This is a genomic window from Kitasatospora sp. NPDC057198 (genome assembly GCF_042670125.1).
Lineage (GTDB): Bacteria > Actinomycetota > Actinomycetes > Streptomycetales > Streptomycetaceae > Kitasatospora.
Genome location: NZ_JBHUWH010000153.1, coordinates 1 through 15,956 on the forward strand (window position 1 = coordinate 1; position 15,956 = coordinate 15,956).

11 protein-coding genes are annotated in these 15,956 nt (G+C 74.4%); 7 read left to right on the forward strand and 4 right to left on the reverse strand.

Annotation, left to right across the window (positions count from 1 at the left end; genetic code table 11):
• Positions 1–76: 76 nt before the first annotated feature.
• Positions 77–1,177, reverse strand: coding sequence for a citrate synthase 2 (locus ACFUEL_RS18890; RefSeq protein WP_380237468.1), 1,101 nt, complete (start codon positions 1,175–1,177; stop codon positions 77–79).
• 476 nt (positions 1,178–1,653) lie between these two features.
• Here ACFUEL_RS18890 and pdxH point away from each other — a divergent pair, with 476 nt between their 5' ends.
• From pdxH to fxsT, 6 genes are all read left to right on the forward strand, one after another.
• A complete protein-coding gene (gene pdxH / locus ACFUEL_RS18895) occupies positions 1,654–2,277 on the forward strand; it encodes a pyridoxamine 5'-phosphate oxidase (protein ID WP_380237480.1) in 624 nt (207 codons plus the stop codon).
• A gap of 226 nt (positions 2,278–2,503) precedes the next feature.
• A complete protein-coding gene (gene fxsA, locus ACFUEL_RS18900) occupies positions 2,504–2,674 on the forward strand; it encodes an FxSxx-COOH cyclophane-containing RiPP peptide (RefSeq protein ID WP_380237469.1) in 171 nt (56 codons plus the stop codon).
• A gap of 44 nt (positions 2,675–2,718) precedes the next feature.
• Positions 2,719–5,166, forward strand: a complete 2,448-nt coding sequence (locus ACFUEL_RS18905; protein ID WP_380237470.1) for an FxsB family cyclophane-forming radical SAM/SPASM peptide maturase — start codon at positions 2,719–2,721, stop codon at positions 5,164–5,166.
• A 628-nt stretch (positions 5,167–5,794) separates the two neighbouring features.
• Positions 5,795–6,586, forward strand: a complete 792-nt coding sequence (locus ACFUEL_RS18910; RefSeq protein ID WP_380237471.1) for an aminoglycoside N(3)-acetyltransferase — start codon at positions 5,795–5,797, stop codon at positions 6,584–6,586.
• Between the two features lie 102 nt (positions 6,587–6,688).
• Entirely contained in the window at positions 6,689–7,939 is a 1,251-nt protein-coding gene (locus tag ACFUEL_RS18915) for a TIR-like protein FxsC (protein ID WP_380237472.1), read from the forward strand.
• 101 nt (positions 7,940–8,040) lie between these two features.
• A complete protein-coding gene (gene fxsT / locus ACFUEL_RS18920; protein ID WP_380237473.1) occupies positions 8,041–12,045 on the forward strand; it encodes an FxSxx-COOH system tetratricopeptide repeat protein in 4,005 nt (1,334 codons plus the stop codon).
• A gap of 27 nt (positions 12,046–12,072) precedes the next feature.
• Here fxsT and ACFUEL_RS18925 read toward each other — a convergent pair whose 3' ends face one another.
• The 3 genes from ACFUEL_RS18925 to ACFUEL_RS18935 form a co-directional block, all read right to left on the reverse strand.
• Positions 12,073–12,942, reverse strand: a complete 870-nt coding sequence (locus ACFUEL_RS18925; RefSeq protein ID WP_380237474.1) for an alpha/beta fold hydrolase — start codon at positions 12,940–12,942, stop codon at positions 12,073–12,075.
• Positions 12,943–12,955: 13 nt separating this feature from the next.
• Entirely contained in the window at positions 12,956–13,885 is a 930-nt protein-coding gene (locus ACFUEL_RS18930) for a DUF4231 domain-containing protein (RefSeq protein WP_380237475.1), read from the reverse strand.
• Between the two features lie 169 nt (positions 13,886–14,054).
• Positions 14,055–14,804 (reverse strand): sugar isomerase domain-containing protein, encoded by a 750-nt coding sequence (locus tag ACFUEL_RS18935; protein ID WP_380237476.1) that lies wholly within the window; start codon positions 14,802–14,804, stop codon positions 14,055–14,057.
• Between the two features lie 199 nt (positions 14,805–15,003).
• Between ACFUEL_RS18935 and ACFUEL_RS18940 the strand changes: the two genes are divergently transcribed.
• Positions 15,004–15,693 carry a metal-dependent transcriptional regulator gene (locus ACFUEL_RS18940; protein ID WP_380237478.1) on the forward strand — a complete coding sequence of 230 codons (690 nt, stop codon included), beginning with the start codon at positions 15,004–15,006 and terminating at the stop codon, positions 15,691–15,693.
• Positions 15,694–15,956 lie beyond the last annotated feature (263 nt).

The window sequence follows — 15,956 nt, forward strand, 5'->3', positions numbered from 1 at the left end:
GGTCAGGGGGTGTGCGCGCGCCCGGTGCCGGCCGTGCCGGGGCCGACGGCCGGTCGGCTTTTCACCCGGAAGTGGGTCAGCCGGCGATCTGGTCCCAGCCCTCGATCTCCTGCGGCTTGCGGGCGGCCGGGCCGATGTAGCGGGCGGCCGGGCGGACCAGCCGGCCGGTGCGCTTCTGCTCCAGGATGTGCGCCGACCAGCCGGCCGTGCGGGCACAGGTGAACATCGAGGTGAACATGTGCGCCGGGACCTCGGCGAAGTCCAGCATGATGGCGGCCCAGAACTCGACGTTGGTGGCCAGCACCCGGTCCGGGCGGCGGTTGTGCAGCTCCTCCAGGGCGGCCTTCTCCAGCGCCTCGGCGATCTCGTAGCGCGGCGCGCCGAGCTCCTTGGCGGTGCGGCGCAGCACCCGGGCGCGCGGGTCCTCGGCGCGGTAGACCCGGTGGCCGAAGCCCATCAGGCGCTCGCCCTTGTCCAGGGCGTTCTTCACGTAGCCGGCCGCGTCGCCGGTGCGCTCGATCTCCTCGATCATGCCGAGCACCCGGGACGGCGCGCCGCCGTGCAGCGGGCCGGACATCGCGCCGACCGCGCCGGACAGCGCGGCCGCGACGTCCGCGCCGGTGGAGGCGATCACCCGGGCGGTGAAGGTGGAGGCGTTCATGCCGTGCTCGGCGGCCGAGGTCCAGTACGCGTCGACGGCCTTGACGTGCTTCGGGTCCGGCTCGCCGCGCCAGCGGATCATGAACCGCTCGACGATGGTCTCGGCCTTGTCGATCTCGCGCTGCGGCACCATCGGCAGGCCCTGGCCGCGGGCCGACTGGGCCACGTACGACAGCGCCATCACGGCGGCCCGCGCGAGGTCGTCGCGGGCCTGCTCGGCGGAGATGTCCAGCAGCGGCTTGAGGCCCCAGACCGGGGCGAGCATGGCGAGGGCGGACTGCACGTCGACCCGGATGTCGCCGGAGTGCACCGGGATCGGGAACGGCTCGGCGGCCGGCAGACCGGGGGCGAACCTGCCGTCGACCAGCAGGCCCCACACGTGCCCGAAGGAGACCTGGCCGACCAGGTCCTCGATGTCCACCCCGCGGTAGCGCAGCGCCCCGCCCTCGCGGTCGGGCTCGGCGATCTCGCTCTCGAAGGCGACTACACCCTCAAGGCCGGGTACGAAATCCGACATCTGAACGGCTCCTTCAATGAATCCGACGGCGGCGCGCGGCCGTGGTGGGGCGGCGCGCCGGTGGCCGATGGTGTTTGGCACTCGGTGTCAGACTGACAGGCACGGAGTGCATTGCGCCATACACCACGACGGTGATGTTTCCCCCACGGGGCCGCCCGACCCCTGTCGTCCCCGGCGTCGTCGGCGGAGCCACCGGGACGTACCGGGCGACAGCCGGACGTTTTCCCGGGCAGCGGGTGGTGGAGCGGTGGCGAGCCACCCTACTCCCGGGGGTCCGCCGGGTGCGGCGGCGTCCGGCGCTTGTCGTACGGGATGATGGGGGCGTGCCTACCGCGGAACGCCGTCCGAGCGCCGAGCCCCTGCCCGCCGGATCCGACCTGCCCGCCGGATCCGCCCCGTCCGCCGGGTCCGGCCTGCCCGCCGGGTCCGTCCCGTTCACCGGGTCCGCCCCGCCGCCGGGGCCGGACCCGTCCGTGATGCGCGAGCACTACCGGCACGAGGGCCTCGCCGAGGGCGATCTCGCCGACGACCCGTTCCAGCAGTTCGCCCGCTGGTTCCACGAGGCGCGCGAGGCGGGCGTGGCCGAGGCCAACGCGATGGTGCTCTCCACCGCCGACGCCGAGGGGCTGCCCTCCTCCCGCACCGTGCTGCTCAAGGGCTACGACCCGCGCGGCTTCGTGTTCTTCACCAACTACGGCTCCCGCAAGGGCGCCGACCTGGCGGCCAACCCGAACGCGGCGCTGCTCTTCCCGTGGATCGCGCTGGCCCGCCAGGTCATCGTCACCGGCCGGGTGGAGAAGGTCGGCCGGGACGAGACCGCCGCCTACTTCCGCACCCGCCCGCACGGCTCCCAGCTCGGCGCCTGGGCCAGCGAGCAGTCCAGCCCGGTGGCCGGCCGGGAGGTGCTGGAGCAGCGGTACGCCGACCTCGCCGCCCGCTACCCGGAGGGCGAGGGCGTGCCCGTCCCGCCGTTCTGGGGCGGCTACCGGGTGGTGCCGCGCGCCGTCGAGTTCTGGCAGGGGCGGGAGAACCGGTTGCACGACCGGTTGCGCTTCACCGCCGAGGGGGAGGGGTGGCGGGTCGAGCGCCTCTGCCCCTGAGCCGGGTGCGCCGGCGCGCGCCGGGCGCACATGCCGCAAGGCTGACCGTTCGTCAACTCCTGGGGTACACAAGTACTCCAGGAGGAGGACGTAACGAGAATCGGCACGTTTGAGGCAGCGGATTGTGGGTAGCGCGGCGTAGGATTGCGCGCGGGTGAGTCCCGTCAAAAGGATGCCGGGGCCTCCGTTGTGGGCGCCCGACGTCCGGGCGCAGAAACGAGTCATCATGGTCGCCGCCACCAAGCCCGCCGACAGCGCGCGCGCCGAGGAGTCCGCCCCCTCGCTGGCAGCCCTGGCCGCCCTCGGCACCGAGGAGCTCACCGCCGGCCTGCACCGGGCCCTCCCGGGCGGCGAGTCCGGGCAGGTGGCCGTGGCCGCGTTCAACTCCTCCATCTGACCGGCCCGGAACCGCACCGGACCCGACGTCCCGCCTGATCACCCGTGCCGCCCGCGCCGCGCCCGCCCGTCCCGTTCTCGCAGTACGTCCTCAAGGTCCACGGCCGCTGTGACCTGGCCTGCGACCACTGCTACGTCTACGAACACGCGGACACCAGTTGGAGGGGCAAGGCGCGGGTGGTCGACGAGGCGGTGCTCGCCCGCACCGCCGAGCGGATCGCCGAGCACGTCCGCACCCACCGGCTGCCCGCCGTCCACGTGGTCCTGCACGGCGGGGAGCCGCTGCTGGCCGGCCCGGCCCGGCTCGGCCGGGCGGCCGAACTGCTGCGCGCCGCCCTGCCCCCCGAATGCGCCCTCGACCTGCGGATCCACACCAACGGGGTGCGGCTGACCACCCGCCACCTCGACCTGTTCGCCGAGCACGGCATCAAGGTCGGCGTCTCGCTGGACGGCGACCGGGCCGCCAACGACCGGCACCGCCGCTTCGCCGACGGCCGCAGCAGCCACGCCAAGGTGCTCGCCGCCGTCGGCCTGCTGCGCCGCCCCGAGTACCGGCACCTGTACGCGGGCCTGCTGTGCACCATCGACGTGGAGAACGACCCCGTCGCGGTGCTGGACGCGCTGGTCGCCCTGGAACCGCCCCGGGTGGACTTCCTCCTCCCGCACGCCACCTGGGCCGACCCACCCGAGCGCCCCGCCGGGCTCGGCCCGACGCCGTACGCGGACTGGCTGCTGGCGGTGTACCGGCGCTGGGAGGAACTCGGCCGCCCCGTCCCGGTCCGCACCTTCGACTCGATCCACCGCACCCTGCGCGGGCGCTCCAGCCTCACCGAGTCGCTCGGGCTCGACCCGGCCGACCTGGTCGTGGTGGAGACCGACGGCTCCTTCGAGCAGGCCGACAGCCTGAAGACCGCCTACGACGGTGCGCCCGAGACCGGGTTCACGGTGTTCGAGCACACCCTCGACCAGGTCGCCGCGCACCCCGGCATGGTGGAGCGGCAGTCCGGGCTGGCCGGACTGGCCGACGAGTGCCGGGCCTGCCCGGTGGTGCGCTCCTGCGGCGGCGGACTCTACGCCCACCGCTACCGGGCCGACGACGGCTCCGGCTTCCGCAACCCCTCCGTCTACTGCGGGGACCTCTTGAAGCTGATCACCACCGTCCGGGACCGCACCGCGCCCACCGCCACCGCCACCGTCCCGGCCCAGGACCCGCCCGGCGCCGCGCTGTCCGACCGCCGGCTCGACGAACTGGCGGCGGGCTACGGCGGCGCCGACACCGTCCGGGCCCTGGCCGCGGCCCAACTCGGGCTCACCCGGCGGCTGGTGGCCGCCGTCGCGACCGCCGCCCCGGCCTGGGAGCTGGTCACCTCGCTGGACGCCGCGGACGGCGCCGCGCTGGACGCCGTGCTGACCCACCCGTACGTCCGGGCCTGGGCGGTGCGCTGCCTGGGCGGGTCGGGCTCCGGCGGGTCGGGCTCCGGCGGGGCGGACGGTACGGGCCCCGGGGCGGACCTCGGCGGGGTGGCCGAACTGGCGGCCGCCGCCGCGCTGCGGGCCCGCCGCACCTTCGAACTGCCGCTGCCGGTCCGCGCCGGGGCCGTCCACCTGCCCACCCTGGGGCGGGTGCTGGTCGGCGGCGCGGGCGAGGCCCGGCTCACCGGCGACCCGGAGGGCTTCGAGGTCGGCGGCGTCCGGATCGGCTGGGACACCCCCGGGGACGGGCGCTGGCAGCCGGTGCGGCGGGTGGCCCTCGACGACGGTTGGACGCTCGCGCTGGAGGACACCGACCCGCAGCGCGACAGCCACCAGTGGCCGGTCGCCGACCGCCTGGACGAGGCCGAACTGCACGCCTGGACAAGCGCGTTGCAGGGCGCCTGGGAGCTGATCGGCCGCGACCTGCCCGGGTACGCCCCCGGCATCCGGGCCGGGCTGTCCACCCTCACCCCGCTGCGGCCCGGACCCGCCGGGCGGGACGTCTCGGCCGCCGCCCGGCAGGCGTTCGGCGCCGTCGGCATCGCCCGCCCGGCCGCCGCGCCGACCCTCGCACTGCTGGTCGCCCACGAGTTCCAGCACGTCAAACTGGGCGCGGTGCTCGACCTGTACGACCTGTACGACCGGACCGACCAGCGGCTGTTCCACGCCCCCTGGCGGCCCGACCCGCGCCCGCTGGAGGGCCTGTTCCAGGGCACCTACGCGCACCTCGCGGTGACCGAGTACTGGGCCGTCCGCACCCGGGGGCTCGCCGACGGGCCGGAGCGCGAGAACGCCCGCTTCCAGCTGGCGAGTTGGCGCTCGCACACGGTCGGGGCGATCGAGGAACTGGCCCGGTCCGGAGCGCTCACCCCGCTCGGCGAGCGGTTCACCGCGGGCATGCGCACGGCCGTCGAACCCTGGCTGGCGGTGCCGGTCGGCCCGGCCGCCGAGACGGCGGCCCGGGAGGCGGCCGCCGAGAACCTGGCCCGCTGGCGGGCCCGGGTGGCCGCGGGCGGCTGAACCGGCGCCCGCCGGGGTCGGGGTGTCGGGGCCGGGTGTCGGGGCCGGGGGTCGGATGGCCGGAAACCGTTGCCCCGATGGGCCGTTGTCCCGGGTGCGGCCCGCCGTTCGGTGGCACAGTGGCGGGCATGACCGGCCGCATCGAAGTGGTGCCACCCGACGGAACGGCGGTGCCGGTCGGCCGGGTTACCGGTCAGGCGCCGCCCGGGGCGCCGCAGCCGCTCGGCGGCACCCTCGACCTGCTGTCCCGCCGGCTGCGGGTCCGCCGGCTGCTGCTGCCCCGTCGGCTGCTGCCCCTCCGGCTGCGGGTCCACGGCGAGGACCACCGGGAGACCCCGCGCACCCGGGCCGGCACTGCCTCCCGCACCGGGCCGGTCCCGCGCACCGGACGGTGGCGGCGGGGGACCTCCGGGAGGGGCGGCGGTCGCAGGAGCTGCGGCCGGGGGTCGACGCGGTTCCCGGTTCCGACCGTTCGGTCACCCGTCGGGTGCGCGAATCGACCGTCCGCTTGCGGGAAGACGACCGGGGGATGACCGTCCGCCGAACGGCTGAAGCCGGGTGCGGGGTTCGCCGCGCGGGGCCGCTATCGTGGGCGCGTCGTTCGGGGGCCGCAGCGCGGGAGGACCTGGTGTATTCCGTGGCGGAACTCGTCGACGACCTCCGCGCGCTCGGCGTCCGGGAGGGCGAGACGCTGCTGGTGCAGGCGTCCGTCCGGTCGATCGGGCCGGTGTGCGGCCGCTCCGCCGGGGTGGCCGCCGCGCTGCGGGAGGCGCTCGGGCCCCGGGGCACCCTGGTGGCGTACACGGCGACGCCGGAGAACTCCGAGACCTCCGCGCTGTACCGGCAGGCGGTGGCGCCGCTCGACCCGGCGGGCGTCCGGGCGCACCGGGCGACGATGCCGCCGTTCGACCGCGACCGCACCCCGGCCTCGCCGACCATGGGGCGGCTCTCGGAGGAGGTCCGCACCACCCCGGGGGCCCGGCGCAGCGCCCACCCGCAGACCTCGTTCGCCGCCCTCGGGCCGCTGGCCGGCCGGCTGACCGAGCGCCACGACCTCGACTGCCACCTGGGCGAGCGCTCGCCGGTGCAGCGCCTGCTGGAGGCGGACGCCCGGGTGCTGCTGGTGGACGTCCCGTGGTCGTGCTGCACGGTGTTCCACCTCGCCGAGTACGGGCGGCCCGACCCGCCGCTGCAGCGCTACGGCTGCGTGGTCACCGACGCCGCCGGGGCCCGGCAGTGGGTGCGGTTCACCGCGCCCAGCGTCACCACCGCGCACTTCGACGCGCTCGCCGGCGCGTTCCTGGACGCCTGCCCGGACGAGATCCGCTCCGGGCACTTCGGCAAGGCCCACAGCTACCTCTTCCCGATCCGCGCGGCAGTCGGATCGGCCGTCAAATGGCTTGCCGAACAGGGAAATTGATCATCGGGCGGGCGGAGGCCCTATTCCATTCCGACCACCGGTCTTCCTACACTTGGGTCCCTCTGGGGGGAACGGTGACAGGCGGGCTCGGGGGAGGCGCGTGTGAGCAGCGGTGCGGGCCAGGGGAAGGACGCGCCCCGGCCGTACTTCTTCCTCAGCTACGCTCACACGCCGCGGATCAACTCGCGGGGCGCGCCCGACCCCAACCTGTGGGTGGCGCAGCTGTACCAGGACCTCTGCGAGGCGATCCTGCAGATCACCGACGTGCCCTCCGGACACCCGGTCGGGTTCATGGACCGCTCGATGCACCAGGGCCAGAAGTGGGCCGAGCGGCTCTCCCGGGAGCTGGCCACCTGCCGGGTGTTCGTGCCGCTGTACTCGCCCCGCTACTTCAAGTCCGAGGCGTGCGGCAAGGAGTGGCACCTGTTCAGCCGCCGCTCGGTCTACCAGCGCCGCCCCACCGCGGAGCGGATGACCGGCATCGTGCCCGCCCTGTGGGTGGCGATGGACCACTACCAGCTGCCCCGGGTCGCCGGTGAACTCCAGTTCAACCACGACAGCTTCGGCCCCGACTACGCCGCCGAGGGCCTGTACGCGCTGATGAAGATCGACGAGTTCCGCTCCAAGTACCAGGCCGCGGTGCTGAAGCTCGCCCGGCGGATCGTCGAGGTCGCCGAGCAGACCGTCATCCCGATCGGCCAGGAACTGGACTTCGAGTCCCAGCCGTCCGCCTTCGACCAGCCCGACGGCGGCGACCGGGTGCGGATCTCGGTCTTCTCCTACCAGCAGCGCGAACTGCCGCCCAACCGCAACGCGGTCTGGTACGGCGAGCAGCGCACCGACTGGCAGCCCTACCGGCCGGACTCCTCCCGGCCGCTGGCCCAGGACGCCGCCGACATCGCCCGCGGCATGGGCTTCCAGCCCACCGTGGGCGAGTTCGAGGACGAGACGGACCACCTGCTGGGCGGCGAGCGGCCCGCCGGACCCTGCGTGCTGCTGGTCGACCGGTGGACGTTCCTGGACGGGCGGCGCTCCGAGGCGGTGCGCCGGCTCGACCGGCGCAACCTCGGCTCGGTCGCCGTCATCGAACCCTGGAACCGCGACGACCAGCAGAGCCGCGACCACGAGCGGATGCTCAACGAACTCGGCGACAGCGTGCTGGCCGTCAGCCGCGGCGCCCGGCAGCGGCCCAGCCTGCGCGAGGAGGGGGCCGGCGGCGCACCCGGCAGCATCGAGGAGTTCCGCGGCGAGATGGAACGCGCCGTGATGCGCGCCTGCACCGCCCACGAGCAGCACCACCGGAGCCGCCCCGAGGACGGCCCGGTCGAGCGCAGACCCAGCATCGGGCCCTGAGCCGGGCCCGGAACGGCAGGACACCGGGCGGTCGGGACTCCGGCCGGTGAGCACGGCGTGCGCACCACGACGGGCACCAAGGGCCCGGGGGAGGGAACGTCATGACCGAGAGGCCGACGAAGGGCCCGCAGCAGATCCAGGCCCGCCGCCGCGACGCCACCATCGAGAACCGGCACGGCCGGATCGTCACCTTCTACTCCTACAAGGGCGGCACCGGCCGCACCATGGCGCTGGCCAACACCGCCTGGATCCTGGCCGCCAACGGCTACCGGGTGCTGGTCGTCGACTGGGACCTGGAGGCCCCCGGCCTGGCCCAGTTCTTCCGGCCGTTCCTCAACCCCGAGGTGGTCGCCGCCACCACCGGCATCATGGACCTGTTCGGCGACTACCTCGAGGAGGCCCGCCGCCCGATCGACCGGGACCCGGAGTGGATCGAGGACTTCGCCCGGATCCACCCGCACGCCCTCTCGCTGGCCTGGCCGCACTTCCCCGGCGGCGGCCGGATCGACCTCGTCCCCGCCGGGCAGCGCAACCGCGACTACTCGGTGGCCCGGCTCGACTGGGACCTGCTGTACGAGCGCTACGAGGGCCGCCGCTTCATCCAGTCGCTGCGCGCCGACATGAAGCGCCGCTACGACTACGTGCTGATCGACAGCCGCACCGGCCTCACCGACACCGCCGACATCTGCACCGTCGAGATGCCCGACGACCTGGTGGTCTGCTTCACCCTCAGCGACCAGTCCATCGACGGCGCCTCCCGGATCGCCCGGGTGATCGAGGACCGCTACGGCGACCGGGACATCCGGATCCTGCCCGTCCCGATGCGGATCGACGAGGGCGAGAAGGAGAAGGCCGACGCGGGCCGGGCCCTGGCCCGGATCAAGTTCTCCGGCCTGCCCGCCGGCTTCGGCGACACCGACCTGGCCCGCTACTGGGCCGGCGTGGAGATCCCCTACCGGCCGTTCTACGCGTACGAGGAGATCCTCGCCCCGTTCGGCGACCAGCCCGGACTGCCCGGCTCGATGCTCGCCGCCAACGAGCGGCTCACCCGGGAGATCACCCAGGGCCGGGTCAGCGGGCTGCCGCCGATGTCCGAGGACCTGCGGCTGCGCTTCCTCGACGGCTTCGCCCGCCGCCGCCCCACCGCCCCCGCCGACCTGTACCTCAGCTACGTCCCCGAGGACCGGGCCTGGGCGGACTGGATCTCCGCGCTGCTCGCCGACGCCGGCTACCGGGTCGTCCCGCGCGACGCCGGCGCCGGGGCCAACCCGCGCGAGGCCACCGGGCGCGGCATCGACTCCGCGTACCGCACCGTCGCCCTGCTCTCCGCCGCCTACCTGCAGTCCCCGCAGGCCCAGGCGCTGTGGGACCGCACCGTGATCGCCGACCCGGCCGGGGCCCGCCGCCAGCTGATCCCGGTCCGGGTCTCCGACGTCCGGCTCAACGCGCCGTACAACAACCGCAACCCCGTCGACCTGATCGGCCGCGACGAGCCCTCCGCGGCCGGCGCGCTGCTGCGGGCCCTCGGGCGCACCGAGCCCGAACTGCCCGAGCGCAGCCCCGGCGCGCCGCGCTTCCCCGGCACCAAGCCCACCTACTGGGAGGTGCCGCAGCGCAACCACTCCTTCACCGGCCGGGTCAAGGTCCTCGACGACCTGCGGGCCCAACTGGCCGGCGGCACCACGGCGGTGCTGCCGCCGCCGCAGACCCTGTACGGCCTCGGCGGCGTCGGCAAGACCCAGGTCGCGCTCGAGTACGCGCACCGCTACATGTCGCACTACGACCTGGTGTGGTGGGTCGACGCCGAGCAGAGCGAGAACGTCGTGATCGACCTCGCCGACCTCGCCGGACGCCTCGGACTGCGGGTCGGCGACAACGTCAACGAGGCCGCCCAGGCCGCCCGCGACGCGCTGCGGCAGGGCCTGCCGACCCCCAACTGGCTGCTGATCTTCGACAACGCGGACGAGCCGGGCGAGATCCGCCGGTTCTTCCCCGACGGCCCCGGCCACATCCTGGTCACCTCCCGCAACCAGGGCTGGTCCGGGCAGGCCGGCGTGCTCAACGTCGACGTCTTCGACCGCACCGAGTCCGTCGACCACCTCACCCGCCGGGTCCGCAACCTGGCCCGCGCCGACGCCGACCGGGTCGCCGAGGCAGTCGGCGACCTGCCGCTCGCCGTCGAGGTCGCCGCCGCCTGGCTGGAGACCACCCGCACCCCCGTCGAGACCTACGTCAGCCAGCTGAAGGCCGAGGCCACCAAGGTCCTGGCGGCCGGCGAGACCCCGGTCGACTACCCGACCCCGGTCGGACTCACCTGGAACGTCTCCATCACCCGGCTGCGCGAGCAGTCGCCCGCCGCCGTGCGGCTGCTGGAACTGTGCGCGTTCTTCGCCCCCGAGCCGATCTCGCTGCGGCAGTTCTTCTTCTCCGAGCAGATGCGGCTCTCCCTCGTCCCCTACGACCCGGAACTCACCGACACCTTCCTGCTCGGCAAGGTGCTGCGCGCCGTCAGCCGCTACGCGCTGGCCAAGACCGACGCCGCCTCCGACTCCTTCCAGGTCCACCGGCTGGTGCAGGCCGTCGTCCGCAGCGGCATGAGCGAGGCCGAACGGGCCACCGCCATGCACCAGGTGCACCGCATCCTGGTCAACGCCCGGCCGCCCCGCGGCGACACCGACGACCCCGCCAACTGGCCCACCCTGGAGAAGATCTGGCCGCACCTCGGCCCCTCCCGGGCCCAGGACTGCGACGAGCGCGAGGTGCGCGAACTGCTCATCGACCGCGTCCGCTACCTGTGGAAGCGCGGCGACCTCGAACAGGCCCTGCGCCTGGGAGGGCAGCTCGACGCGGCCTGGGAGGTGCGCGCCGAGAACGAGCCCGACCCGGCCGAACAGCGCCTGTGGCGCCGCCAGATCTACAGCCTCCGCTTCCAGGTCGCCAACGTGCTGCGCTCCCAGGGCTCCTACAACGACTCGCTCGCCCTCAACCAGCGGATCCTGGGCGGACAGCGCGAACTCCTCGGCGAGCACCACCCGTACACCCTGATGACCGCGAACTCGATGGCCGCCGACCTGCGCTACCTCAACCGCTTCCAGGAGGCGCTGTCCCTCGACGAGGACACCTACAACCAGTTCGTCGAACTCTTCGGCGAGGACGACCCGCGCACCCTCTCGGTCGCCAACAACCTCGCCATCGACCACCGCCTGGTCGGCAACAGCACCGCCGCCCGCGACCTCGACCAGGACACCGTCGAGCGCCGCTCCGCCGTCCTCGGCCCGCACCACCCCTACACCCTCGGCTCCAAGTCCGCGCTGGCCCGCGACCTGCGCGAGATGGGCGACTACAAGGGGTCCGTGGAACTCCTGCGGGAGGTCACCGAGGCGTTCGGCGGCATCGCCGCCTCCGACCTCCCCGAGGACCTCCGCAACGCCAAGTCGCTCGCCGTCTCGCTGCGCCGGGCCGGCCAGTACACCGAGGCCCGCGAACTCACCGAACGCACCTACGAGCGCTACATCGCCCAGTACGGGCCCGACTTCGTCGACTCGCTGGCCTGCCGGCTCAACCTCGCCGCCGACTTCAGCGCCGCCGGCGACAAGGAGACCGCCCGCGACATCGCCGCCGACGCCTACGAGGGCCACCGCCGGCTGCTCGGCGACGACCACCCCTTCACCTTCGCCTGCGAGAACAACCTCGGCATCTACCTGCGCGGCTCCGGCGACCTGGCGGGCGCCGTCCAGCACGGCCGGGCCGCGGTGGCCGGACTCGCCCGCGTCCTCGGCCCCGGCCACCCGTTCGTCCTCAACGCCACCACCAACCTGGCCAACGCGCTCGCCGAGGCGGACGAACTGGAGGAGGCCGAGGAACTGGCCCGCACCGCCTACGACGGCCTCGCCGCCCGCTACGGCGCCAACCACCCCGACGCGCTGGTCTGCCAGGCCAACCTGGCCGTCACCGTCCGCGCGGCGGGCCGCCGCAGCGAGGCGGAGAACCTGCGGATGCAGGCCGTCGCCGCGCTCGTCGAACTCTTCGGCGAGGACCACCCGTCCGTCGTCGCCGCCCGCGGCTGGCTGCGCACCAACCGGGACCTGGAACCCCAACCGCTGTAGGGAGGGGGCGGACGCGCCGCCGGGCCGCTACGCGTGGGCGGCCCAGCGGATCGCGTCGGTCATCTCCTTGAGCGAGCCGAAGTGCGCGGCGCCCGGCTCGAGGTAGAGCTGGGCGCCCGGGATGTGGTCGGCCAGCCAGGCGGAGTGGCCGACGGGGGAGAACCGGTCGTCGGCGCCGTGCCAGAGCCGGACCGGGACGCGGATGCTGTCGACGGCGAAGCCCCAGTCGGCAATGAAGGCCAGCACGTCGTCGATCCAGCCGTCGGCGCCGTACCGGAACGCCTGGCGGTAGGTGGAGAGCAGCATCCGGCGGATGCCGATGTCCGCCACCACGGTGCGGTCCGGCGGGGTCAGCTCGGGGACCAGGTTGCGGATCAGCTGGGCCGGGTCCCGGCGGATCACCCGGGACCGGATCTGGAACTGGCCGGCGATCCGGGGCTGGCCCAGCTCGGCCTGCCGGTAGGCGCGCTCGTTGGAGGCGGTCATCCCGGCGAACCAGTCCAGGCCGTCCGCGTGCCGGGGGGCCAGCGAGACCTGGGTGGCGGCCCGGCGGACCCGGTCGGGCAGCAGCGCGGCGCAGGCGAGCGCGTGCGGGCCTCCGCCGGAGCGGCCGACCACGGCGAACCGGTCCAGGCCCAGGCTGTCGGCGATCACCGTGACGTCGGCGGCCGCGGCGGCGACGTCCCGGCCCGGCAGCCGGGTCGACTCGCCGTAGCCGGGGCGGTCGAAGGAGATCAGCCGCACGCCCATCCGGGACAGCACGGCGCTGCGCGGGGCGGGGCCGACCCGGCTGCCGGGGGTGCCGTGCAGCAGGAACACCGGTCTGCCCGACTGGTCCCCGGAGATCTCGACGGCGAGGACGCCGCCGTCCGGCGTCTCGATCCTCCGTGGCGCCACGCGGCCCTCCTGCTCAGCTGGGGATGTCGAGGCTGCGCACCTCGCGGCGCGCCTGCCAGGTGGTGTGCTCCCGGGAGATGGCGTCCTCGGCGTCCCGGGCGAGCCGGGCCCAGATCTCCTCGGCGTCCGCGGAACCCAGATCGGCGGACGCCAACTGGGCCTCCACCTTGGAGAGTTCGGCCGCGGCCAGGGTGTAGGCGGCGGCCTGCGGCCGGTACTGGCGCAGCTGGGCCCAGGCGGAGACGGACGCGGCGACGGCCGAGATCGCGCCGAGCGCGTCGAAGCCGAACTGGCCCAGGGCGCGCAGCACGGCCAGCAGCAGGCCGGCCGCGGGCAGCACGACGGCCAGCCGGCCGACCCGGCGGGTGGCGTTGCGGCACTGGACGGCCTTGGCCTGGTACCACTGGCGCTGGCTCTGCACCCGCTCGCGCAGGTAGACCTCGCGGCGCACCGGCAGCGGCTGCTCGCGCAACTGCTCCATGGTGTCGGTGATCTGCGGGTGGCGGGCCGGGGCGCGCCAGGTGCGCAACTCCTCGGTGACGCCGGGGGAGACCAGTTCGGTGTCGAACTCGCCAAGGATGCCCGAGAGTTGGACGTCGTAGAGGCGCTCGGCGTCGGGCAGCTTGCGCGGCGGCGGCTGGTAGGAGTCGGCCCGCACCGCGTACTTCCACACCAGGGTCTTCACCGACTCGGCGACCGCCCGGCCGTCGTACCAGAGCCGCTGCGGGTTCTGCCGGGCGACGGTGACGGCGATGAACAGCGCGCCCAGGTAGGCGATGGCGGCGGCCCAGGCCCACAGCGGGCCGTCCGCGGAGCCGGCGAAGGCCGCGCCGATCAGCAGCAGCAGCTCCCAGCGGGAGAGCGCCACCGCCCTGGCCTGGCCCTGGAGGGACGCGCCGTCGGCGGCCCAGAAGACGCGCGGGAGCAGGTCCTGCTCCCGCACGAAGCCGATCGAACGCCCCGCCCCAGCCGCCATCCCCGCCCCCGCAGCGCAGTCTCACCGGTCCCGGGAGTCCTTCCCCTTGCCGGGTGAACTCACACGGAAGGCACCGGAGTTGGCCGAATGGGGCGGGTCGGGGTGCTCGGAGGGCCGGGGCCTGTCGCCCGGGGTGCTACCAGGCGTAGAAGATCCGGTCCGCGTTGTCGGCGATCACCTTGTTGTTCCACTCGGTGCCGCCGTCCACGTTGCCGGAGCGGAACAGCGGCGGGGTGATGCCCCGGTCGGCCAGCTTGGCGATCGCCGAGGCCACCACCGACTGCATCAGGGCGCTGGTGGTGATGGTGGACACCGAGCCGAACGGGGCGCCCGCGCCGGGGTGGTCGAGCTCGCCGTCGCCGACCCCGATCTTGCTGTCCAGCACGACGTCGCAGTTGTCCTTCAGGTAGGTGCCGGAGGAGTGGTTGGAGGTGACCGCGCCGGGATAGGCCAGCGAGGTCACGCCGATCACCTTCATGCCGCGGTCGCGGGCGTGCCGGGCCAGCTCGACCGGCATCACCTGGCGGCCGGAGAGCGAGATCACGAACAGCAGGTCGCCGCTGCGGGCCGGGGTGAGGTCCAGCGTGGTGGTGGCCAGCCCGGAGACCCGCTCCAGGGCGCTGCCCAGGTGCGCGGGCATCACGTTCACGCCGGTCATCCCGGGCACGTTGAGCAGGTTCATCACGACCAGGCCGCCGGCCCGGTAGACCACGTCCTGGGCGGCCAGCGAGGAGTGCCCGGCGCCGTAGGTGAAGATCCGCCGACCGTGTTCGACGGCCTCGGCCAGCAGTTCCGCGGCGGCCTCGATGTTCTCCCCCTCCTCGGTGCGGATCCGCTCCAGGTGGGCCGTGGCGGCATCCAGGTACCGGCCGACCAGATCGCTCATCGCTGCTCCGTCCGAGCTAGGGGGCGGTCCGGTGGTCCAGACCGCGCTGTGGAGAAAGCTACGGCGTGCACGGTGCCCGCGCCGCACCCGGCTGTCAACCACCACGAAAGGCTTCGGGCATAGTGGGCGCGAGCGCCCGGTTGTCACCGCGGTACGTCAGAATTGGCGGTGAGGACACCGAAGAATGGAGCCAGGGGCGATGTCAGGGCTGATCGACACCACTGAGATGTACCTCCGCACCATCCTGGAGCTGGAGGAGGAGGGCATCACCCCGATGCGCGCCCGGATCGCCGAGCGGCTGGAGCAGTCCGGCCCGACGGTGAGCCAGACGGTGGGCCGGATGGAGCGGGACGGCCTGCTCCAGGTCGCCGAGGACCGGCACCTCGAACTCACCGGCGAGGGGCGCAAGTTGGCCGTCCGGGTGATGCGCAAGCACCGGATCGCCGAGTGCCTCCTGGTGGACGTGATCGGCCTGGAGTGGGAGCAGGTCCACGAGGAGGCGTGTCGCTGGGAGCACGTGATGAGCGAGACGGTCGAGCGCAAGGTGCTCGCCATGCTCGGCCACCCCACCCAGTCCCCGTACGGCAACCCGATCCCGGGCCTGGACGAGCTTGGCGACACCAAGGCCGAGGGCGAGGGCTACGACGCCGGGCTGGTGACGCTGGAGGCGGTCGCCGCCAAGGGCGGGGCGGACGTGGTGGTCCGCCGGATCGGCGAGCCGATCCAGACCGACGGCGAGCTCATGCGCACCCTGCGCCGGGCGGGCGTCCGCCCGGGTGCGACGGTGCAGGTCGCCCCGGCGGCCGGCGGCGTGCTGGTCGGCAGCGGCGAGAGCGCGGCCGAGCTCGGCAAGGAGATCGCCGCGCACGTGTTCGTCGCCCAGCCGTAGCACGGGCCGGGGTCGGACCGGAGCCGGGGCCGGCAGGAGTCGGGGCCGGAGCCGGCCGGGCCGGGCCCGTGGAAGCAGGGTGTACGGAGTCGGCGTACGGCGCAGGGCCCGGTGTCCCCACACCGGGCCCTGCGCCGTTCCCCGTTCCCCCTGCTCCCCTCCGGTTCCCCCCCCCGGGGCGGGGGGGGGGGGGGCCCCCCCCCCGCCCCCCCCCGCCCCCCCCCCCCCCCCCCCCCCCCCGCCCCCCCCCGGGGGGGCCCCCC

What these genes read in the sequence shown, in the direction of transcription:
- ACFUEL_RS18940 (WP_380237478.1), top strand. Translation starts at nt 15,004, where the DNA reads ATGTCAGGGCTGATCGACACCACTGAGATGTACCTCCGCACCATCCTG.
- ACFUEL_RS18935 (WP_380237476.1), bottom strand. Translation starts at nt 14,804, where the DNA reads ATGAGCGATCTGGTCGGCCGGTACCTGGATGCCGCCACGGCCCACCTG.
- fxsT (WP_380237473.1), top strand. Translation starts at nt 8,041, where the DNA reads ATGACCGAGAGGCCGACGAAGGGCCCGCAGCAGATCCAGGCCCGCCGC.
- fxsA (WP_380237469.1), top strand. Translation starts at nt 2,504, where the DNA reads ATGGTCGCCGCCACCAAGCCCGCCGACAGCGCGCGCGCCGAGGAGTCC.
- pdxH (WP_380237480.1), top strand. Translation starts at nt 1,654, where the DNA reads ATGCGCGAGCACTACCGGCACGAGGGCCTCGCCGAGGGCGATCTCGCC.
- ACFUEL_RS18890 (WP_380237468.1), bottom strand. Translation starts at nt 1,177, where the DNA reads ATGTCGGATTTCGTACCCGGCCTTGAGGGTGTAGTCGCCTTCGAGAGC.